General features: G+C 55.3%; 18 protein-coding genes. 7 read left to right on the forward strand and 11 right to left on the reverse strand.

Annotated features, from left to right (window positions below; translation table 11 throughout):
* The first annotated feature begins 61 nt into the window (after window positions 1-61).
* Window positions 62-1,243, forward strand: a complete 1,182-nt coding sequence (locus tag JOE09_RS05895; RefSeq protein WP_205065153.1) for a benzoate/H(+) symporter BenE family transporter — start codon at window positions 62-64, stop codon at window positions 1,241-1,243.
* A 6-nt stretch (window positions 1,244-1,249) separates the two neighbouring features.
* Here the strand turns inward: JOE09_RS05895 and cobB are convergent, their stop codons facing one another.
* The 5 genes from cobB to lolC are packed head-to-tail and all read right to left on the reverse strand — an operon-like array spanning window position 1,250 to window position 6,158.
* On the reverse strand, window positions 1,250-2,083 hold the full coding sequence (gene cobB, locus JOE09_RS05900) for a Sir2 family NAD+-dependent deacetylase (RefSeq protein ID WP_205065154.1): 834 nt from the start codon (window positions 2,081-2,083) through the stop codon (window positions 1,250-1,252).
* A 10-nt stretch (window positions 2,084-2,093) separates the two neighbouring features.
* A complete protein-coding gene (gene nagK, locus JOE09_RS05905) occupies window positions 2,094-3,005 on the reverse strand; it encodes an N-acetylglucosamine kinase (RefSeq protein WP_205065155.1) in 912 nt (303 codons plus the stop codon).
* 12 nt (window positions 3,006-3,017) lie between these two features.
* Window positions 3,018-4,262: a lipoprotein-releasing ABC transporter permease subunit LolE gene (gene lolE / locus JOE09_RS05910; protein WP_205065156.1), complete on the reverse strand. Its 1,245-nt coding sequence runs from the start codon at window positions 4,260-4,262 to the stop codon at window positions 3,018-3,020.
* Window positions 4,262-4,966: a lipoprotein-releasing ABC transporter ATP-binding protein LolD gene (gene lolD / locus JOE09_RS05915; protein ID WP_200564019.1), complete on the reverse strand. Its 705-nt coding sequence runs from the start codon at window positions 4,964-4,966 to the stop codon at window positions 4,262-4,264. The genes lolE and lolD overlap by 1 nt, the downstream gene beginning before the upstream one ends.
* A complete protein-coding gene (gene lolC, locus JOE09_RS05920) occupies window positions 4,959-6,158 on the reverse strand; it encodes a lipoprotein-releasing ABC transporter permease subunit LolC (RefSeq protein WP_205065157.1) in 1,200 nt (399 codons plus the stop codon). Before lolC ends, lolD begins: the two co-directional genes overlap by 8 nt.
* 457 nt (window positions 6,159-6,615) lie before the next feature.
* Here lolC and JOE09_RS05925 point away from each other — a divergent pair, with 457 nt between their 5' ends.
* The 3 genes from JOE09_RS05925 to rcsA all read left to right on the forward strand — a co-directional run bounded on the left by JOE09_RS05925 (window position 6,616) and on the right by rcsA (window position 9,611).
* Window positions 6,616-8,010 carry a GGDEF domain-containing protein gene (locus JOE09_RS05925; RefSeq protein WP_200546863.1) on the forward strand — a complete coding sequence of 465 codons (1,395 nt, stop codon included), beginning with the start codon at window positions 6,616-6,618 and terminating at the stop codon, window positions 8,008-8,010.
* A 171-nt stretch (window positions 8,011-8,181) separates the two neighbouring features.
* Entirely contained in the window at window positions 8,182-8,391 is a 210-nt protein-coding gene (locus JOE09_RS05930; protein WP_200546862.1) for a DUF2767 family protein, read from the forward strand.
* A 578-nt stretch (window positions 8,392-8,969) separates the two neighbouring features.
* Window positions 8,970-9,611: a transcriptional regulator RcsA gene (gene rcsA, locus JOE09_RS05935; RefSeq protein ID WP_200546888.1), complete on the forward strand. Its 642-nt coding sequence runs from the start codon at window positions 8,970-8,972 to the stop codon at window positions 9,609-9,611.
* Between the two features lie 39 nt (window positions 9,612-9,650).
* Here the strand turns inward: rcsA and dsrB are convergent, their stop codons facing one another.
* Together dsrB and JOE09_RS05945 are read right to left on the reverse strand one after the other, a co-directional pair.
* Entirely contained in the window at window positions 9,651-9,839 is a 189-nt protein-coding gene (gene dsrB, locus JOE09_RS05940; RefSeq protein ID WP_105592791.1) for a protein DsrB, read from the reverse strand.
* Between the two features lie 71 nt (window positions 9,840-9,910).
* The gene (locus JOE09_RS05945) at window positions 9,911-10,069 is read right to left on the reverse strand and encodes a YqaE/Pmp3 family membrane protein (RefSeq protein ID WP_034824466.1); all 159 of its coding nucleotides are present in this window, start codon (window positions 10,067-10,069) and stop codon (window positions 9,911-9,913) included.
* 643 nt (window positions 10,070-10,712) lie between these two features.
* Here JOE09_RS05945 and JOE09_RS05950 point away from each other — a divergent pair.
* Window positions 10,713-11,528, forward strand: coding sequence for a mannosyl-3-phosphoglycerate phosphatase-related protein (locus JOE09_RS05950; RefSeq protein ID WP_205065158.1), 816 nt, complete (start codon window positions 10,713-10,715; stop codon window positions 11,526-11,528).
* A 29-nt stretch (window positions 11,529-11,557) separates the two neighbouring features.
* A complete protein-coding gene (locus JOE09_RS05955) occupies window positions 11,558-12,778 on the forward strand; it encodes a glycosyltransferase family protein (protein ID WP_105592793.1) in 1,221 nt (406 codons plus the stop codon).
* Here JOE09_RS05955 and dgcQ read toward each other — a convergent pair.
* Window positions 12,775-14,436 (reverse strand): cellulose biosynthesis regulator diguanylate cyclase DgcQ, encoded by a 1,662-nt coding sequence (dgcQ, locus tag JOE09_RS05960; RefSeq protein WP_205065159.1) that lies wholly within the window; start codon window positions 14,434-14,436, stop codon window positions 12,775-12,777. The genes JOE09_RS05955 and dgcQ overlap by 4 nt on opposite strands.
* Before the next feature lie 392 nt (window positions 14,437-14,828).
* On the opposite strand from dgcQ, the gene mfd reads away from it, so the two are divergent.
* Entirely contained in the window at window positions 14,829-18,272 is a 3,444-nt protein-coding gene (mfd, locus tag JOE09_RS05965; RefSeq protein ID WP_200564003.1) for a transcription-repair coupling factor, read from the forward strand.
* A 929-nt stretch (window positions 18,273-19,201) separates the two neighbouring features.
* Here the strand turns inward: mfd and JOE09_RS05970 are convergent.
* From JOE09_RS05970 to ycfP, 3 genes are all read right to left on the reverse strand, one after another.
* Window positions 19,202-19,741, reverse strand: coding sequence for a glycine zipper 2TM domain-containing protein (locus JOE09_RS05970; protein WP_105592797.1), 540 nt, complete (start codon window positions 19,739-19,741; stop codon window positions 19,202-19,204).
* A gap of 286 nt (window positions 19,742-20,027) precedes the next feature.
* On the reverse strand, window positions 20,028-21,332 hold the full coding sequence (locus tag JOE09_RS05975) for an NAD(P)/FAD-dependent oxidoreductase (RefSeq protein WP_105592798.1): 1,305 nt from the start codon (window positions 21,330-21,332) through the stop codon (window positions 20,028-20,030).
* 243 nt (window positions 21,333-21,575) lie between these two features.
* Complete coding sequence (ycfP, locus tag JOE09_RS05980; RefSeq protein ID WP_200546858.1) at window positions 21,576-22,118, reverse strand: alpha/beta hydrolase YcfP; 543 nt, start codon at window positions 22,116-22,118, stop codon at window positions 21,576-21,578.
* Window positions 22,119-22,136 lie beyond the last annotated feature (18 nt).

Consider the following 22,136-nt stretch of genomic DNA (forward strand, 5'->3'; position numbering starts at 1 on the left):
GTACGTTATAACGCACGATGCTAACTTGTGCGTTATAACGCACACTAATTCGGAACCTGCAATGCGCCCGCCCCTTTCAATACGCTATATCACTCTCCCGGCGCTGATCGCCGGATTTGTTGCCGTGCTGGTGGGCTATACCAGCTCCGCCGCCATTATCTTCCAGGCTGCCGGAGCCGCCGGAGCCACGCCGCAGCAAACCGGCGGCTGGCTGACTATGCTGGGTCTGGGTATGGGTATCACTACCCTGACGCTTTCACTGTGGTACCGCACGCCGATTCTGACTGCCTGGTCGACGCCAGGCGCGGCGCTGCTGGTGACCAGCCTGCCGGGCACCCCGATTAATGAAGCCATTGGCATTTTTATCTTCGCTTCGGCGCTGATTGTGTTCTGCGGCGTTACCGGGCTGTTTGCACGGCTGATGAATCATATTCCGCTGGCGATTTCCAGCGCCATGCTGGCCGGTATCCTGCTGCGCTTCGGCATTGACGCCTTTGGCGCTTTACAGGTGAATTTCGCCCTCAGCGGGACAATGTGCCTGGTTTATCTGCTAACCCGCCGCTTTACGCCGCGCTACGCCATCGTACTGACGCTGTTCGCGGGGCTGGCGGTGGCCGCGATGCAGGGAAATATCCACGTTAGCGGCGGCCAGAGTATGGTGATGCCCGAATTTATTGCTCCGCACTTCACGCTATCCAGCCTGCTGGGCATTGGCATTCCGTTCTTTGTGGTCACCATGGCGTCGCAGAATGCTCCGGGTATCGCCACGCTCAAAGCCGCGGGCTATCAGGTGCCGATCTCGCCGCTGATTGCCTGGACCGGTGCCACGGCGCTGATCCTCGCCCCGTTCGGCGGATTTACCTTCTGTATTGCGGCAATAACCGCGGCGATTTGCATGGGACCGGAGATCCACAGCGATCCGCAGCGTCGCTACATGGCAGCAGCGGCGGCGGGCGTGTTTTACATTATTGCCGGGATTTTTGGCGGAGCCATCAGCGGGCTGTTCACCGCGCTACCGCTGGCGCTGATCCATACCATTGCCGGCCTGGCGCTGCTGGGCACGATTGCCGGCAGTCTGCAGCGGGCGCTGAGCGATGAGAAACAGCGTGACGCAGCGGTAATCACCTTTCTGATTACCGCTTCGGGCGTCACGCTGGTAGGGGTCGGTTCCGCATTCTGGGGACTCTGCGGCGGCGTTATCGCCCATCTGATTTTTTCGTTGCCAAAACGTCAAGCGGGTTAATCCCGCTTAGCGACCGAGATTACTCAACAGCCCGCGCACCCAGGCGGGCACAACTTCGCTGGCCAGACCATACGTTTTCTCATCAAACTCACTGCCGACCTGGCTTGGCTCCAGGTTCAGTTCAACGGTGTGCGCGCCCTGTAAACGGGCCTCATGCACAAACCCCGCAGCCGGGTAGACGTGTCCGGAAGTGCCGATCGCCACAAAATAGTCCGCATCGGCCAGCGCCTGATAAATCTCGTCCATTTGCAGCGGCATTTCGCCAAACCAGACAATATGCGGACGCAGAACCGCTGGGAACTGGCAGCAGTGGCAGCGGTCATCAGGCTTCACGTCTTCGGTCCAGTGCAGGATCTGGCCGCTGCCGGTGCAGCGCACCTTCAGCAGTTCACCGTGCATATGGATGATATTGCGGCTTCCCGCACGTTCGTGCAGATTATCGATGTTTTGCGTTACCAGCAGGAAATGGTCACCCAGCACGGCTTCCAACTCGGCCAGCGCGGCATGAGCGGCATTCGGCCTGATCTCCGGCTGCTGTAGCTGGCTGCGGCGAGCGTTATAGAACGTCTGCACGCGTTGCGGGTTACGCGCAAAACCCTCAGGCGTGGCGACATCTTCCACTTTATGCTCTTCCCACAGGCCGTCCGCCGCACGGAAGGTGCGAATGCCGGATTCCGCAGAGATCCCCGCACCGGTCAGCACCACCACGCGCGGCAGCGGCTGACGTGAAATTTCGAGATTACGATCGCGCTCAAAAATGCGCTGACGAAAGCGCTGGTGAACCTGACGGCGGTTTTTTTTGTAGCGGGCCAGTCGTAAGCGACGGCGGGGTGTGCGCATAGTCGATCCTCTAATCCTTAATATGCAGGAATGCGGCACCGCGCATTCCGCCTGCGTCTCCATGTCGCGCTTTGGCAAAGCGCGGTGGTTTGGCGACCGGTAGCAGATACGGGGCAACCCGCTCCGCCAGGCCGTCATACAACGCATCAAAATTGGACAGCCCGCCACCAAGTACCACCAGATGCGGGTCCAGCAGAGTCAGCAGATTGCCCAGGCATACCGCCAGCAGCTGGCGATAGCGTTCAGTGTGTGCCAGCGCACTGGCATCTCCCTGATAATAACGGGTGATTATCTCCTGCGCACTGAGAGTCTGGTGATAAAAGTGCTGCCACAGCCAGGAAAATCCTGAACCTGAGAGGTATCCCTCAATACAGCCCTTCTTGCCGCAGCCGCAGGTGAGCAGCGGAATATCGCGGCCCAACACCTCCAGCGCATCCACCGGCAGGCGCATATGCCCCATTTCTCCCACCACGTAATTGCGGCCGGTGACCGGTTTACCATCGACGATCACTCCACCGCCAACACCGGTGCCGAGGATCATACCAAGCACCACCGGATAGGCCTGAAACTCATCGTCCCAGGCTTCGGAGAGGGCAAAGCAGTTGGCGTCGTTATCGATACGGACTTCGCGCCCCAGCCGCTGGCTGAGATCGGCACGCAGCGTGCGGCCCCTTGCGGCGGGCAGGTTCGCGCTGAATACCGTGCCGTCGTCAGGCACCGGCAGGCCGGGAATACCCAGCCCCACGCTGCCCGCGCAGCCGCAAAACGCATCGGCCTCTGCGGTCAGCGCCTGCAATACCGAGAGAAACTGCTCGTAATCCTGCGCCGGGGTAGCAACCCGTTTGTTCCAGATGAGCTCGCGCTGCGCGTTATACACGCCCAGCGCAATCTTGCTGCCGCCAATATCGAAACCGTAGTACATCCGTTGCCTCGCTTACTGGCCGCTTAACACACGTGCCGGGTCGATGCGGCTGGCACGCCTTGCCGGATACCAGCTGGCGATCAGGCTGAGCAGCAGTGAGGTAAACAGCACGATAACCACATCACGCCAGTGCAGCTCGGACGGCAGGAAATCAATGAAGTAGATATCGCCGGAGAGGAAATGATAGCCGGTCAATGCTTCAAGCGCATGAATGATAGCGGTCAGGTTCAGCGCGGCCAGCACGCCGACAACCACCCCGCTGACGCTGCCCACCAGCCCGGCCAGCAGCCCGTACCAGATAAAGATGGCGCGGATCAGGCCATCTTTGGCCCCCAGCGTGCGCAGCACGGCGATATCACCGCTCTTATCCTTCACCGCCATCACTAGTGTGGACACGATATTGAAACAGGCCACGCCGATCACCAACACCATAGCCAGATACATAATGGCGCGGATCATCTGAATATCGCGGTACATGTAGCCGTAAGTGCCGATCCAACTGCGGATTGACACATAGGCGTTGGTGACGCTGCCCGCCTCGCGGATCAGCTTCTGGGCGCTGAAGGGATCGGCGGCTTTAATGGCGATGCCGGTGACGTTATCGCCCATACCCAGCAGCTGCTGCGCGTCGGCCAGCGGAACCAGCGCCAGGCCGTGATCGAGCATGCCGCTCAGCTTAAGAATGCCGCTGACCTGCAGGCGTACCCGTTTCGGCTGTAACAGTTTGTTCTGCGCATCGCTGTTGGGGATCATAATGGTCAGCCAGTCGCCCTGCTTCACCTTCAGGCTGTTGGCCACGCCCTGCCCCAGCAGGATTTGCTGCTTGCCAGCACCAAACGATTGCCACGCATTGCCCTGCACGTAGGAAGGCAGCGCGCTGAGACGAGATTCCTGCTGCGGGTCCACGCCTTTGACCTGCACAGCCTGCAGCTTGCTGCCGCTTTCTATCAGGCCGGTAAAGTTGATATAGGGGGCTGCCGCTGCCACGCCGGGTACTCGCTCAATTTTCGGCAGCATACCCTGCCACCCGGTAAACGGCTGGTTGACCGGTTCGATTTCACCGTGGGGTACAACAGCAAGAATACGGTTGTTCAGCTCACGTTCGAAGCCGTTCATCGCACTCAGCCCGACGATCAGCACCGCCACGCCCAGGGCAATACCCACGGTAGAAATCACCGAAATCAGCGAGACCATCCCCCCGCGACGACGGCCGCGACTAAAACGCAGGCCCAGCAGTAAAGAGAGCGAATTCGCCATCAGAGGCTACCCACCATGGTCAGGCGATCGCTGAGCTGGCCGTCGCGCATTTCTACCTGGCGACGCATACGTTTGGCTAAATGCAGATCGTGCGTTACCACCAGGAATGCCGTGCCCTGACGCTGATTGAGTTCACCCAGCAGATCGAAGATCGCGTCGGCATTGCGCGCGTCCAGGTTACCGGTCGGTTCATCGGCCAGTACCAGTCGCGGATTATTCACCAGCGCGCGGGCGATAGCCACACGCTGGCGCTCGCCGCCGGACAGCTCCGACGGGCGATGCTCGGCACGGTGATCGAGGCCCACCGCTTTCAGCATTTCGAGCGCCCGGGTGCGGGCTTCGGCCTTTGGCGTTTTACCAATCATCAGCGGCATCGCCACGTTTTCCAGCGCGCTGAAGTCCGGGAGAAGATGATGGAACTGATAGATAAAGCCCAGTTCGCGGTTGCGCAGCTCGGCTTTCGCGGCAGAGGACATCTCATTCAGCGACTTGCCGTCAAACACCACACTGCCGGAGGTCGGCGTATCCAGCCCGCCGAGCAGATGCATCAGGGTACTTTTTCCGGAACCGGAGCTGCCGACGATGGCCATCATTTCACCCGGCTGCACGCTGAAGGAAACGTTGCGCAGGACATCGGTCTGCACGCTGCCTTCCTGATAGCGTTTGCACAGGTTGTCGCACTGCAACAGGATCTTGTTACTCATAACGTAAAGCCTCAGCGGGTTGAACGGCGGCCGCGCGCCAGGAAGGATACAGCGTTGACAGCAGCGCCACGACGATCGCCGTTACGGTAATGGTCGCTACCTGCGTCAGGGAAATGTCCACCGGCAGCGCCGCGCCATCAAGGAACGCGCCGATAACCGGCATCAGATTATTCAGCTGGCTGGCCAGCAGCATGCCAAGCAGCGCGCCCAGCAGCGAGCCAACCACGCCCGCAGTGGCACCCTGCACCATAAATACCGCCACAATTTGCCGCCGGGTCAGGCCCTGGGTTTGCAGGATCGCCACTTCGCCCTGCTTCTCCATAATCAGCAGGCCCAGTGACGTCACGATATTAAACGCGGCCACGGCGACGATCAGGCTGAGCAGCAGCCCCATCATGTTTTTTTCCATTTTCACCGCCTGGAACAGCTCGCCTTTACGCTCGCGCCAGTCCTTCCACACCATGCCCTCAGGCAGCTTTTGCTGGCTGATCACGTCAACATCGAGCGGCTTATCCAGCCATAAACGCCAGCCGGTGATGTTGCCTGCCGGATAGCGCATCAGGCGCGAGGCGTCCTGCTGGTTAACGAGGATCTGATAGCCGTCAACGTCGCTGTTCGCGGCGAATGTACCGATTACGGTAAACAAACGCTGGCTGGGAATGCGCCCCATTGGAGTGAACTGGCTGGCGGAAGGCACCATCAGGCGGATCTGTTCGCCGAGGCGCACACCTAACTGCGCGGCCAGCTGCTCACCGAGAATGACGTTATACTCGCCGCTTTGCAGCTGCTGCTGCCTGACGTTCATCAGATAAGGCGTGAGCGGATCGGGCTCATCGGGGTTGATCCCCAGCATAACCCCAACACCAACGCTGCGCGCGCTCTGCATCACCACTTCTCCGGTCGTCAGCGGCGTGACCTTACTGATACCGTTGAGGTGCAGCGAATCGGCGGGGGTTGTCTGCGGGTTAATGGAACCGCTGTCGCTGGTCACCAGCGCCTGCGGCATTAAGCCAAGGGTATTTTGCTCCAGCTGGTGCTCCAGGCCGTTCATCACCGACAGCACGGTCACCAGCGCCATTACGCCGAGCGTGATGCCGATAGCCGAAAGCCACGAAACAAACCGCCCAAAGCGGTCGGAGGCGCGCCCGCGCATGTAGCGCAGGCCGATAAAAAGTGCGACAGGCTGATACATGAAATCCGTTTTTTGCTAATGCAATAAGTGGGGGGAATGATAAAGCTTAGTACCGTCTTATGGAACTACTAAGCCTCTGACTGTGCGCATTGTTTTGTCAATGGCTGAAACATTCGGCCTAATCTCAACGGCAATGCCTAAAATATAGCCGGACTCGCATCAGTTACCCGCACCATCCACTAAATGAATGACGCTGAAATGGAAGATTTCGTCACACCAGTGGCGGAGAAGTTATTCATTAAGAACAGAATGTGATGATTTTCAGAAAAGACACGGCCAACTCTTGCTACTATGATAACCAGGAATGTTCTTACTTAATTTGCTTTCATCCAGCTCGTCACTTATGTCATTCGCACGTGAGTTCAGGTAGCCACCCGCGGGAGGTCTGCCGGCCGGAAGCCAGCGACTCAATCAAAGATGCTATAAGCAGCCGTATCAGGCAGCAGCGAGTCTGAAGATGCCAAACAATAAAAATCGTATTCACCAGGTTATCGTTCTATTTTTTTTCGCCATTTTGCTGTCGGTTATCGGCCTGTGCTTTCGTAATTTCGAATCCATGTCGATCTTTTGGCCGGGCAATGCGGTGCTGCTGGGTTTACTGATCCGTTTTCCGGCCCTGGATAACCGCGTTTCACTGCTGGTGCTATTTTTCGGCATGCTGATCACGGATTTGTGCTGGGGCACTCCGGCGATGATCTCCGTGGGGGTGAATTTCTCCAACATTACCTTTATTGCCGCCGCGCGCTGGGTACTGCTGACTCGCCACTTTACCCGCCCGTATCCGCGCCGCTTACAGTCGCTGATGCGCATATTCCCGGCGTCGATTGCCGGTGCGCTGGTCTGCGCGGCGATCGGCGGCATTGTCAGCGAGCGCTATTTTCACGATGAGCTGTTTAAGGCCTGGTTTTCATGGTTCTCAGAACAGATGTCGACCTCCATTCTGCTGCTACCGGCGGTAATCAGCCTGCCGCGACGTGACGAACTGCGCCTGATACTGAGAAAAACGTTTGAGAGTTCGCTGCTGCCGCTGGTCGCGCTGCTGGTGACCACCGCCATGAGTATCTGGGTAGGCGGCGGCGGCAGCCTGCTGTTTCCGCTTCCGGCGCTGCTGTGGTGTGCCATTAGCTACCCGCTGTTTATTACCTGCTGCCTGACGCTGATAACCGGTATTAGCGAGATCATTCTGGTGGCCGGTAACGTCCTGAATATCCAGGGCGAAAACGATTTGTTCCGCATAGACAGCCTGTCTGCGGCACGGCTGGGGGTCGCTGCCATGACCATCAGCCCGTTAATCGTTTCGCTGAGTATTGAAGCAAATAAAAGGTTGGTTGCGCGCGTAACTCGCCGGGCGGATTACGATTTGTTGACCGGTGCACTGACTCGCAGCGGCCTCTCATCCCGTTTGCAGAGCTTAATCGCGCCACGCAACCGTCTGACGGGTTTTTCCGGGGCGCTGTTCCTGGTCGATATCGATCGTTTTAAGAATATTAATGATACCTGGGGCCATGCTGCCGGCGATTATGTGCTGGCACAAACCGTGCACTGTATTCAACAGGCGCTCCCCCCCACTTCGCTGGTCTGCCGGATGGGCGGCGAGGAGTTCCTTGTGCTGCTGGAAGGGGCAAACGAAGCGCGGGCATTCCTTCTGGCCAATCGACTGCGTAACAGCATCGAAAACAATGCCATTATGCATAAGGGCAACGATCTTAGCGTCACGGCCAGTATCGGTATCAGCCTGCTGAATATCAGCAGCGTACAGGCCCTGGATGAAGCAATTAACCGCGCAGATGAGCAATTATATATCGCCAAAAGCAGCGGCAGAAACCAGGTCAGGCCGGAATTCGTCCTGTAATAACTGTTGGCGATTGCCTGACTGCCGGTGGGTTTGACACCTGGTCAATCATTGCTACCCTTTTTCATTGCAGCCATTTAACGAAAAGGGCCCGATACTGCGGGCATAAGCTTATTCCGCACACTGCCGGAGGATAAACACCTGGCCGTTGGCAATGATTGGAGAGTAAAAATGAAACGTGATGTACTGAGCGAAGAATATTATGATGAAGTTTGCCGGGTTATCGGCGATGCTGCAATTGTACTGACGGAGGACGGCCATAATATTTCTCGGGGGATGATTGCCAGCCTGCTGAGGCAAACGCGGCTGAATCGCGTTGATGCTAACCGTGATGAACAGAAAATTTTGGAACATGCCATCCGGTTAATAAAGCCAGATTAGCGGTAATGAGTACTTATATGCACATCGATATTATTAATTTGCACAAGAAATAATGTTTTCCTATGACCCACTGGAAGACAAATCATTTAGCGCACTAAAAATAGTCAGTTTTCGTTGCCGTAACCGACAAATTTAAGTCATTGATTTACTAAATCTGAGCGGGCCCTGCCAGCGAGAATGCCGGAAATAAAATAGGGACAAAAAACAGTAAGATATCATAAGTGAAACATGAACAGCCCCATGTTTATTAGTACAACTTTACCGATCGTTTATTTCATTTGAATGACTGACTGACGTTAGAAAAATCTGCCTGCTTTGAAGAAAGTTTTTCTGATTGAATTTTTTTAAGAAAAATCCTATCATGATTTTTAACATTTTACGCGATAGTGACCGCGATCGCTGCGACCAATGCAGCTCCCTTCTACAAGGATGAGTCAATACTCCAGCCACCTGCGGCGGGGTAGTATTAATGTTGGCAGCTATAACAAGAATGTGCATACAGAACGCTTTCTTTTGACACGCTAACGTGTAATTCATCGTTGACTTAAATGGATAACGAACCGGTAAGGGCCGCTAGAATGCCGACAATAATTATGGACCCGTGTAATTATACCCGTGCAGGGTTGATCAGCTATATGACAACCAAAGGGATTAAAAGCAAGAATATAACGCCGGTTAACGGTATCGATCGGCTGCAAACATGCTGTCAACAGCTGCATCCCGGCGTCGTGTTTATCAACGAAGACTGCTTCATTAACGAACCCGAAGCCAGCCAGCAAATCAGAGATGCGATAGTCCAGAATCCGGATACGCTGTTTTTTATCTTTATGGCTATTTCTAATAACCATTTTGAAGAATATCTGTACGTACGGAAGAACCTGATTATTACGTCGAAATCCATCAAGCCTGCCACTCTGGATCAGTTATTAGGCAGTTACTTCCAGCAACGGCTTAATGTTTCATCCCGCCAGTCGTCTGGCAAGGATGTCCATCCACTGACGCTCAGTCAGACGGAATCCAATATGTTGAGGATGTGGATGTCGGGCCACGATACGAGCGAGATTTCTGACCAGATGCAAATCAAGGTAAAAACCGTTTCGTCACATAAAGGCAATATTAAGCGCAAAATCAAGACGCATAACAAGCAGGTGATCTACCATGTGGTGCGCCTGATGGATAACGTCACCAGCGGTATTTACGTCAACGTGCGGCAGGGTTAACAGTAGCGGTTTAAAGGGGGGAGTCCCCCCTTAATGTGTTCAGGCGTGAGGCTCAACGAAAACGCCGTCTTCGTGACCCGATTCATTAAAGAACCAGATCCCCAGCGGATAGTCTTCCAGTGCAACCAGATACATTGTCCCTTCGTTAAACTCTTCCACCGCCAGAACCGTGCCGACCCGGCGTGGACCGCCGTCAGTTTTTACCGTCACCTGCTGATTCACCTTCATGGTAACTCCTGTGCAATTTTTCCCAACAGTTTAACTTAAAAACCGCATACTGCGCAGGGGTTTAGCCAGAATTATCGGCGCGCAATCACCCACACTGCATGAACAATTCCGGGGATATAACCGCATAACGTCAGCAGGATGTTAAGCCAGAAAGCGCCACCGAAACCGACCTGCAGAAAGACGCCCAGAGGCGGTAGAAGAATCGCAATCACAATACGAATAAAGTCCATATTTTCTCCTTTTTAATCGATAACTGTCTGATAAACAGTATAGACAGCGTGGCAAAATCAATCGGAAAAGGCACTGTCATAACCCGCCTTTTCGCTTTCTTTACGTTTCGCGCAAAGACTTCTGACATCGGGAACACTTAGAATATTCTCACTGCACCAACCCCAAAGGCGCAGTCAACCTAAAAAGTAACAAGGATTTTGCCCGCGCAGCGCGGGCTTTTTTTTGCCCGCCGTTCCTGACATCTCTTACCTGATACCCGTGATGCCCTTCGATTGGTAAAAAAAACCCCAGCCGCTGGCCAGGGTAAATTGTTCACATTAAAAATAAAATTCGTTACTCGGGGAAATCCTTTTACAGCACTACCCTAACCCGTTCTGGCATTAAGACTAATCCTAAGTTCACGCATTAATGTGTACAACAATCGTTAACTTGTACAGGAAAACCCGCACCAGTTCTGCGCTGTGGGCATTCTGGCACTTTTGCAACCGGCCAAAAAATCAGCATTTTTTTTAGGATTAATCCGCATACCAGCCTGTATCAGGCGAACTTCCACACCCCACAAGGTGACGATAGCTTGACTATACTTTGTGCTGATACGGTGGTCTTACTGTCACACCGGGCTAATTTCGCGAGGTTAAAACTATGCTTACACTGCAGGAACCTCTGATGATCGTTACCGATCTCGACGGCTCACTGCTCGATCATCACACCTACAGCTGGCAACCCGCCACGGAGTGGCTGACGCGTCTGAAAGAACACCACATCCCACTGGTGATCTGCTCCAGTAAAACAGCCGCGGAAATTGTGCCGCTGCAGCAGGAACTGGGTTTCGGCGGTTCGCCGTTTATCAGCGAAAACGGTGCTGTCGTTCACTATGGCGATGCTCAGTCGGCGCTCACCGGCCAGTTATCCCCCCAGGACTATCGGGCGATCTGCCATACCCTGCTGAATCTCCGGCAGCGTGACGCTTTTAAATTTATCGGCTTTGCCGACGTCAGTGAAAAAGAGATTGCCGAGTGGACCGGGCTGACCCCGGCTTTAGCTGCCCGGGCCAAAATGCGCGAAGCATCCGAAAGCCTGATCTGGCGGGACAGCAGAGAACAATTTGACCTGTTCCGGGTACGGCTGAATGAGGCGGAACTGGAGCTGGTTCAGGGCGGGCGTTTCTGGCACGTCATGAGCAAGGGAAGTGGCAAAGGTGCTGCGCTGCGCTGGCTGCTTGAGCACGCCCCTTCTTCGGCTTCTCCGCACAGCCGCCGCCCGATCACCATTGGCCTGGGCGACGGACCTAACGATGCGCCAATGCTCGACAGTGTCGATTATGCCGTGGTCATTCGCGGCTACAGCAAAAATCCGGTGCTCCTTGAGCGAGCCGACAAACAGCATATCTATCGCAGTACCGCCCGGGGCCCGGAAGGCTGGGTTGAAGGCCTGAACCATTTTATCACTCCATCCTGACTGACCACCTACATTCCAAGGGGATAGCGATGAGCGATTTTTACCAGAACGGCGTAATAACTAACTTTCATAATCTCACCGGTCGCAGTCTTAAAGAGTTGGAAAAGGACCTGGTACGCTTTTCGCGCAAACGTAAGATGGGGCTGATTCTGCCCTCGCTGTTTTCGGAACTTGAAGGCCCGGCGCTGAGCCATATTGTTGATGAGCTGGCACAGGTTCCCTACCTGGGAGAGATCGTTATCGGCCTCGATCGTGCCGATCGCGATCAGTTTCTTCACGCCCGCGAGTTCTTCTCTCGCCTGCCGCAGCGGCATCGCATTTTGTGGAATGACGGGCCGCGTCTGAAGGCACTGGACGCCGAACTGGATAAAGAAGGACTCTCCCCCTCACAGCCGGGCAAGGGGCGCAACGTCTGGTTCTGCACCGGCTATACGCTGGCTTCCGATAAATCCTCCTGCGTGGCACTGCATGACTGCGACATCGTAACCTATGAACGCGGCATGCTGGCGCGGCTGCTTTATCCACTGGCTAACCCCGATTTCCAGTACGAATTCTGTAAAGGGTTTTATGCCCGGGTGGCCGATAACAAACTTAATGGCCGAGTAGGCCGACTGCTGGTTGGCCCGCTGCTGCGTTCGCTGCAAAAAGTTTACGGCCACTCCGAGTATCTGGATTATCTCAGCAGTTTCCGCTACCCGCTTTCCGGCGAATTCGCCATGCGCACGCACGTGCTGAACGGCATCAAAATCCCCGGCGACTGGGGGTTGGAAATCGGCGTCCTGTCTGAGATTTACCGCAACTATACCACCCGCCAGAGCTGCCAGGTGGAGATCGCAGATAATTACGACCACAAGCATCAGCCGCTGTCGGAGGAGGACGGAACCGGCGGGCTGCGGCGGATGAGCAATGATATTGTGCAGTCGCTGCTGCGTAAAATGGCCACCATGGGCGTGAACATCACCAGCGACTCCTTCCGGGTGTTGAAAGCAACCTACTATCGCAATGCGCTGGATATGATGGAGATTTACAACCACGAAGCGGTGATGAATGGCCTGAAGTTCGATCAGCACGCCGAAGAAGCGGCGGTAGAAATGTTCACCCAGTCAATACTCGAGGCCGGGCAGGCGTTTATTGAACGCCCTAACGAAAAGCCGTTTATTCCCAGCTGGAGCCGGGTTCAGTCAGCGTTCCCCGATATTATGCAGCGCATCTATCAGGCGGTTGAAGACGATAACAGCGGCGATGTTTAATCTCGATGGCGGACGCAGTTGCGTCCGTCCTGTTTCGCCAGATACAGCCTGCGATCGGCAACGGACTGCAGGTTATCCACCTGATACTCACCCTGCTCTTCACTGCTGCTCACGCCCAGCGATGCGGTAACCTTCAGCGTTTGATGTTTGCCCACCAGCAGCTCTTTTGCCGCCAGCTTGCGGCGAATGCGTTCCGCCACCAGCACGGCCTCATCCAGCCGGGTGGCCGGGAGCAAAATGCAAAACTCTTCCCCGCCTACCCGACCGGCGATATCGGTTTTCCGCAGCGCCTGACCAATCACCGATGCCGCGTGGGCCAGCACGCGATCTCCGGCGTGGTGTCCCCAACTGTCGTTAACCGATTTAAAATGATCGAGATCGAGTTGGATTACGGAGAGCGGCTGCTGCTGTCGGTGATTCAGCGCTGCCAGCTTTTCCGCGCGATCGAAAAAGGCAGTGCGGTTAAACAGCCGCGTTAAGCCATCGTAATTCGCGCGCCAGCTCAGTTTTTCCTGCAAATTCAGCAGGCTGCCGGTCATCCGAATAATCGTCTGATGGGAAACCAGTACCACAATGCTAAACATCAGCCACGTCAGCAGCAGCACCAGTCCAACACGACCACTGTCGCCCAGCAGCCCTTCACGCAGCGTCTGCACGTTGACCAGCATGCCGTCGAAATACTGCAGGCGGACCCAACTGACAAAACGCCCGTCAAAGCGCATTGTCCCGCTGTGGGTTCCGGCAGCCTGTTCGGTCAGCTGCGCCAGCTGTGCTTTGTGCAGACGGTACTCCTCCAGCTGGCTGCCGTCAGACCAGGCGATCAGATTGAACTGATGACCGACCAGCATTACCCCCCCTTCCTGCCGCGTGCTCAGCGACTGCTGCAGGTACTGCTTGATCTGCTGCGTGGAGAAATCCATTGCCAGTACGCCGTACCAGTAGCCATCACGATCGACCGGGCGCGCGACCGTCACCACCTTACCCTCGTTATCCATGGAGTCGTAGGGATCTGACCACAGGATCTTACGCTGCGGATTGACCTTTGGGTCGAGGTCGACAAAGTAAGGACGCTGTGCCACGCCGGAGAAATTTTCCAGCGAGTGGTTGCTGCTGGCATCCGGCAGCGTGGAACTGAGGTAGAAACCGGCGCGAGAGATATACCAGAAGCGATAGTGGAAATCGCGCTCCGGCTGGTTAAATTGCAGGATCTGGCTCATTTCCAGCACCGCATTTAGCTCATCGGCCAGGCGCCGGGAATCAGACCGGCTGAACAGCGGAAAACGCGTCAGCAGCTCATCGGAAATACCGTTGATCGGTATGCCACGGGTTTCACTCGGGCTAAGATGCCACAGTGGCGTATGGCGAACGTGCTCAAACTGCTGCAAGAAAGCGGTGGATTTGTCGGTAATCAGTGGATCGCCGAGTGAATGCTCCAGCATACTGTGAAAAAACGCCAGTTCATCAAGGTTATGCTGCCACTGATTATCCAGATTGTTCGCCACCGCGCTGAGACGGGCCAGCTGGTTGGACTCATAGGTGCGCTTCAGCACTATCGCTTCATGCCAGGTGAGCAACGTTAAAAACAGAAACACGAGGGCAAAGCACAGGTGCACAATATTTTTAGGGTGAAAAAAGCGTGATTCCGTAGGCAAACTCACTCGATTTCTCCCGGTTGCACCATGGCCGTTTTACCTGATGATTTTAGACAATGAGTGCTATTGGCGCTATATCCGCCACGGGCTTATTTATCGACACTTATTGATCTGAAACATTTTAAAAGTGCCCTTTCGCCGGAAAGACGACGCTAACGGGGATTTTTCACTATATTGATTCCGTCAGACTGCGGCAGTGGACATCATTGCCATAGCGAAAAAATGAAGCTTTGGATAAACATTGACCAGCCGGAGCGACACAGTACCCAGCGGCCAGCAAAAAAAAGGTATACTCGGCAAAGCTGAATTGGGGTCCCCTGCTGTCCGAGCCATTACAGCCGACAGGCGTCATGGCGGCTCCCCTCTCTCCCATTTGAGTAGAGACTATCGAACTGAATATGCCTGAAAACTATCGTTATACTCTTCCCTCACGCGCCGGCGATCAGCGGCTGCTGGGGCAGCTCACGGGCGCTGCCTGCGCCGTAGAATGCGCCGAAATTGTTGAACGCCATGCCGGCCCGGTGCTGTTAATTGCGCCAGATATGCAGAATGCTCTGCGGTTGCAGGATGAAATCCGCCAGTTTACGGAACAGCCGGTGATGACGCTGGCTGACTGGGAAACGCTGCCTTTCGACAGTTTTTCGCCGCACCAGGAAATTATCTCTTCGCGCCTCTCCACGCTTTACCAGCTGCCATCGCTAAGCCACGGTATTTTGATTTTACCGGTTAATACCCTGATGCAGCGCGTGTGCCCGCACAGTTTCCTGCACGGACATGCGCTGGTGATGAGCAAGGGGCAGAAGCTCTCCCGCGATACGCTGCGTTCACAGCTTGAACAGGCGGGCTACCGCAGCGTTGATCAGGTGATGGAACACGGCGAATACGCCACGCGCGGTGCCCTGTTGGACCTGTATCCAATGGGCAGCGACCGCCCGTACCGCATCGACTTTTTCGATGATGAAATCGACAGTCTGCGTCTGTTTGACGTTGATACGCAGCGTACTCAGGAAGAAGTTTCCGCCATCAATCTGCTGCCTGCTCACGAGTTCCCGACTGATAAAAATGCCATCGAGCTGTTCCGCTCCCAGTGGCGTGAGCAATTTGACGTTCGCCGTGAACCGGAACATATCTATCAGCAAGTCAGCAAAGGCACCCTGCCTGCCGGAATCGAATACTGGCAGCCGCTGTTTTTCGACAAGCCTTTACCCGCGCTGTTCAGCTACCTGCCTGCCAGTACCCTGCTGGTGGTGGCGGGCGATCTGGAAAGCAGCGCCGAGCGTTTCTGGCTGGATGTGAATACGCGTTACGAAAATCGCAAAGTCGATCCGATGCGCCCTCTGCTTTCACCACCGGCTCTGTGGTTACGCTGCGATGAATTATTTGCCGAACTGAAAAACTGGCCGCGTATTCAGCTGCGTACCGATCTGCTGACAGACAAAGCGGCGAATACCAATCTGCAGTATCAACCGCTGCCGGATCTGGCCGTGCAGGCACAGGCCAAATCACCGCTGGAAGCGCTGCGGAAGTTTCTGGAATCCTTCAGCGGTTCGGTGGTGTTCTCCGTTGAGAGTGAAGGCCGCCGTGAAACGCTGCAGGAACTGCTGGCACGTATCAAGCTGAAGCCCAAAACGGTACGTTCGCTGAAAGAAGTCAGTAAGCCAGGTCATTACCTGCTGATCGGTGCCAGCGAGCACGGCTTTATCGACGGGTTGCGCAATCTGGCGCTGATTTGCGAGAGCGATCTGCTGGGCGAGCGCGTAAGTCGACGCCGCCAGGACAGCAAACGGACCATTAACCCGGACGTGCTGATCCGTAACCTCGCCGAGCTGCATCCGGGCCAGCCGGTGGTCCACCTTGAGCACGGCGTGGGGCGCTATATCGGTCTGACCACGCTGGAGACCGGCGGCATCACGGCAGAATATCTGATGCTGGCCTATGCCGGAGATGCCAAGCTTTATGTGCCAGTATCGTCGCTGCACCTGATTAGCCGCTACGCCGGTGGCGCCGAAGAGAATGCGCCGCTGCACAAGCTGGGCAGCGATGCCTGGACGCGCGCCCGGCAGAAAGCCGCCGAAAAAGTGCGTGACGTGGCCGCCGAGCTGCTGGACATCTATGCCCAGCGTGAAGCGAAAAAAGGCTTTGCCTTTAAGCACGACCGGCAGCAGTACCAGCTGTTCTGCGACGGATTCCCGTTTGAAACCACACCGGACCAGGCGCAGGCCATCAACGCGGTACTGAGCGATATGTGCCAGCCGCTGGCGATGGACCGCCTGGTGTGTGGTGACGTCGGCTTTGGTAAAACCGAAGTGGCGATGCGCGCCGCATTCCTGGCGGTGGAAAACCACAAGCAGGTGGCGGTGCTGGTGCCCACCACCCTGCTGGCACAGCAGCATTATGATAACTTCCGCGATCGCTTCGCCAACTGGCCGGTACGTATTGAGATGCTCTCCCGCTTCCGAACCGCGAAAGAACAGGCACTGGTTCAGGCCGAAGCCGGCGAGGGTAAAGTTGATATTCTGATCGGCACACACAAGCTGTTGCAGAATGACATCAAATGGCGCGACCTTGGTTTACTAATCGTCGATGAGGAGCACCGTTTCGGCGTGCGTCACAAAGAGCGTATCAAAGCGATGCGCGCCGACGTCGATATTCTGACGCTGACCGCCACGCCAATTCCGCGCACCTTGAATATGGCGATGAGCGGCATGCGCGACCTGTCGATTATTGCCACTCCGCCGGCACGTCGCCTGGCAGTGAAAACCTTCGTTCGCGAGTATGACGATCTGGTGGTACGCGAGGCGATTCTGCGTGAGGTGCTGCGCGGCGGGCAGGTTTATTACCTGTATAACGACGTGGAAAATATCGAAAAAGCCGCACAGCGTTTATCTACGCTGGTGCCGGAAGCGCGGGTGGCGATCGGTCACGGCCAGATGCGCGAGCGCGAGCTGGAGCGGGTGATGAACGACTTCCATCACCAGCGTTTTAACGTGCTGGTCTGTACCACGATTATTGAGACCGGTATCGATATTCCTACGGCCAATACCATTATTATTGAGCGCGCCGACCACTTTGGTCTGGCACAGCTGCACCAGCTGCGCGGCCGCGTGGGCCGTTCGCATCACCAGGCCTATGCCTGGCTGCTGACGCCGCATCCGAAAGCAATGACCGTTGATGCCCATAAGCGCCTGGAGGCGATCGCCTCGCTGGAGGATCTGGGGGCTGGTTTCGCGCTCGCCACCCACGATCTTGAGATCCGTGGTGCAGGTGAGCTGCTGGGTGAAGGCCAGAGCGGGCAAATGGAAACCATTGGCTTCTCGCTGTATATGGAGCTGCTGGAAAACGCGGTGACCGCGCTGAAAGAAGGCCGTGAGCCGTCGCTGGAGGATTTGACCAGCAGCCAGACCGAAATTGAGCTGCGCATGCCGTCGCTGCTGCCGGATGATTTTATTCCTGACGTGAATACCCGCCTTTCATTCTACAAGCGGATAGCCAGTGCCCAGCAGCAGGGCGATCTGGACGATCTGAAGGTCGAACTGATCGATCGTTTCGGTTTACTGCCTGATGCGGCGCGTAACCTGTTGGATATTGCGGCTCTGCGGCTGATTGCTCAGAAGCTGGGCGTGCGCAAGATTGAAGCCAGCGATAACGGTGGTTATGTTGAGTTTGCCGAGAAGAATAAGGTCGATCCGATGTGGCTGATTGGGCTGCTGCAAAAGGAGCCGAAGCACTGGCGTCTTGATGGCCCGACGCGCCTGAAGTTTATTCGCGATTTGGCGGAGCGTAAGGTGCGGATGAAGTGGGTACAGGAGTTTATGCAGCGTATGCAGGAGAACGTGGGCTGACGGGCGATTTGGTCCGTTTTATTGTGCTGAGTTCGGTTCAGCAGTGGAGTTTAAGTTAAACGCTTGTAGCTGTCTGAACCGTTTTGCGGCGCTGAGCGGCAGAGTCCCCCTTCGGGCGGGTCATCGCGTCGCTTCGCGATACCTTCTCTCCGATCGTCAGCCTGTCGGACCGCCTGAGACGTGCCATCCATGGCACGGCTCAGGCTTTCGTCCACATCCCTGTGGCCGAATCCTGGCTTCCTCTCTTCGCTCAGCGCTGCGGATTGCCCGTAGGGTGCCCCTGCCGCTCCGCTTTTACATTCTGCGTTGCCTGCTAAAAAATCGTGTTCGTCCGCCACAAGAAATACATTTCACATCGCGATTAAAGAAAGATTGAAGGGACGGACTCTGCGGTGGCTGCCGGGCATTCCGCAGCGCTGGGGTGGCAGCAACTGGCCAGGAGACGCCAGCAGGGAAGCTGGTTTCAGGCTAAATTGGGTTCGGGTGGCAAGCAGGCAGCCCGTTAACGGCAATTGCTGGCATTTTTCCTGGTATTTTATGTGCTGCGAAATATACGCAATGCACCACCAGAAATACGTTTCACATCGCGATAAAGAGAGATAAAAAGGGAAAGCCTCTGCGGTGGCTGCCGGGCAATCCGCAGCGCTGAGGTGGCAGCAGCTGGCCAGGAGACGCCAGCAGGACGCTGGCGTCAGGCGGAGTCGGGTCAGGGACGACCCGTCTTTGCCGGTCCGACCGGCCAGATGCTGACACCGAAGGCATCGTGCAGAGCACGACGCGAGGACCGCCCTGCAGCCACCGCAGAGGCTGAACCGAGCACCTGAACTTCCAGCAACGCCAGTAACTTCAGTAACTTCAGTAACTTCAGTAACTTCAGTAACTTCAGTAACTTCAGTGATTTTCGACCAAATTCGCCCTCAAACCAACAATCAGGCCTTATTATTCAACACCAGCTGACCGTTGCCATCCAGCGGAATACGCGTGCCGGGATCGTTATCCATACGGATCTTGCCCTGCTGATCGCCAATCTTATAAGTCACATCGTAACCCATCATCTTGTCCTGCTTATCATAGACGGTTTTACAACGCTGCTCGGTGGTGGTGTAAGTATCGCGATCCTGCAACGCACCCTGCACCTGATTACCGCCGTAACCGCCGGCCAGTGCGCCAGCAACGGTTGCTACATCGCGCCCGCGCCCGCCGCCAAACTGATGACCCAGCACACCACCCGCCACGGCACCCAGCACGGAACCGGCAATACGGTTCTCATCCTGTACCGGACGACGGTGAGTCAGGGTCACGTTACGACACTCCTGACGCGGAGTTTTTATCGTTTCTTTAATTGGGGTGGCGGACAAAACCTGTGCAAACTGCGGACCGCGATCGAACACGTTCATACTGGCAACGGCAGCAACGCCCAGGGCTGCAGCCACACCGATCCCAATACCGGCTAACATTGATTTATTCACAGGAAACCCTCCTGAAAGTGTTACCGCGCATCTTTGCCTGCTGCAACATCCGTGGCAGGTACGGCATACTCGGCGTGCGCGACGCGCCGGGGTAATTAAGACAAATTTTGCGGCGGAGAGGGAAAACTGACAATCGGAATACGGGAAGAAATGAGATTACCGCATGATTAGTACCGCGTTTTAAGAGTGTTCCGAAGCACTCTCGCGGCCATCATAAAAAAACGGCCCGCTGATAACGCGCAATTAAGAACGTTATCCCGGGCCGTTTAACACTGTTCTGCTGAAATTAGTGTAGCTTCAGCCTTGGGCGGATCACGCGGTTGATACTGCCCACCAGCATCATCAGGCCCGTCTTGAAGTAGCCATGCAGAGCGATCTGATGCATACGGTACAGAGAGATGTAAACGAAGCGCGCAATACGCCCCTCAACCATCATCGAGCCGCGCATCAGGTTCCCCATCAGGCTGCCCACGGTACTGAAGCGAGACAGGGAAACCAACGAGCCATGATCTTTATAAACATAGGCCTGCTGCGGTTTGCCTTTGATGTCAGCGAGAATATTTGCCAGCACGCGGGACGCCATCTGGTGAGCAGACTGCGCACGCGGCGGTACGAAACCACCTGCAGGCAGCGCGCATGACGCACAGTCGCCGATTGCGTAGATGTTCGGGTCGCGCGTGGTTTGCAGCGTTGGCTCAACCACCAGCTGATTGATACGGTTGGTTTCCAGACCGCCGATATCTTTCATAAAGTCCGGCGCCTTGATACCGGCCGCCCACACCATCAGATCGGCTTCAATAAATTCACCGGATTTGGTATTCAGGCCGTTTTTCTCGGCGCTGGTCACCATGGTCTGGGTAAGCACCCGGACGCCAAGCTTGGTCAGCTCCTGATGCGCAGCGCTGGAGATACGCGCAGGCAGTGCAGGCAGAATACGCTCACCGGCTTCCACCAGCGTCACGTTCAGCGCATTGCTGTCGAGGTTTTTGTAGCCATAGCTGTGCAGCTGCTTAACGGCATTGTGCAGTTCAGCAGAAAGCTCCACGCCGGTAGCACCCGCACCGACGATGGCGATGTTCACTTTCTCCGTTGCACCTTCGCTGGCGGAGAATTTCAGGAACAGGTTCAGCATCTCATTATGGAAACGACGCGCCTGATGCGGGTTATCCAGGAAGATGCAGTTATCTTTCACGCCCGGCGTACCGAAATCATTCGAGGTGCTGCCTAACGCCATCACCAGCGTGTCATACGCCAGTTCGCGCTCAGGAACCAGCACGCTGCCCTGCGCATCACGGATTTCTGCCAGATGAACGCGGTTGTTTTCGCGATCCAGCTGCGTCAGCGTACCCAGCTGGAACTGGAAGTTATGCTTGTGCGCGTGAGCCAGGTAGCTCAGGCCATCAATGCCTTCATCCAGTGAACCGGTCGCTACTTCATGCAGCAGAGGTTTCCACAAATGGCTGTGGTTACGATCCACCAGCGTGATTTGTGCTTTATTCTTACGCCCAAGCTTATGGCCCAGCTGGGTAGCCAGTTCCAGTCCGCCGGCACCCCCGCCGATAATAACAATTTTCTTCATAGGTGCTGTCAAACGACCCTCTCTAAAAGTGAACCAATCGTTAACCAAAAGTTAAATAAATAACCTTGGTAAACATAGGGTTGGCGATGTTAATTCGCAAGCTGAGGGCAGGATATCACGGGGGAATTCATGAGTTCTACGAAAATTGATCCTGGTCAATTTTATTATAAAAACCAAGAATAGTAAGAATAAACTTAGCAACGCAACCCGCTCAAGGCGGGTTACGGAATGGATGTAAAAGGCGTATTTGGATAATTATCCGAGGGTTTTGAAGTGATTAATTCTCGGCAGATGATGTGAGATGTTTTTAAATTTATGCCCCTCAACTTCATCCCAAATCAATTCATAAAATTCACGCAGCAGCGCGGCACTGCGTTGACTATCAAGGGCATCGTCATTGCGCGAGAGAAAAGTCAGACAGCGGCTATGGTTTTTCTGGCGGAAGTCCTTTACGCATTTGGTGGCAATATCGAGATACTCTTCTGGCCGATCGATTTTCCCTTCCATCACTTCCTGGGGCCACAGGTTAGGATTAAAGATTGCCTGACGGATATTGCACAGAAATCCCACGCGTTCAGCCCAAAACCCCCCCAGCCCTACGCCGCAAATTAACGGCGATGGGTCGGTACAGTGCTTTAACAGCTTATCCGTCTCTTTAAGAATATGTTGCATGTCATGCCTGGGATGCCGCGTGCTGTAACTCACCAGCCGGACATCCGGATCGATAAACTGCAGCTGTAAAACCTTTTCGTGATTGCCTGGACTGTTAGAGTCAAAACCATGCAGGTAGATAATCATCGTCATTCTCACTTAACG

The sequence above is a fragment of the Pantoea coffeiphila genome, from assembly GCF_016909495.1.
Taxonomy (GTDB): Bacteria; Pseudomonadota; Gammaproteobacteria; order Enterobacterales; family Enterobacteriaceae; genus Erwinia; species Erwinia coffeiphila.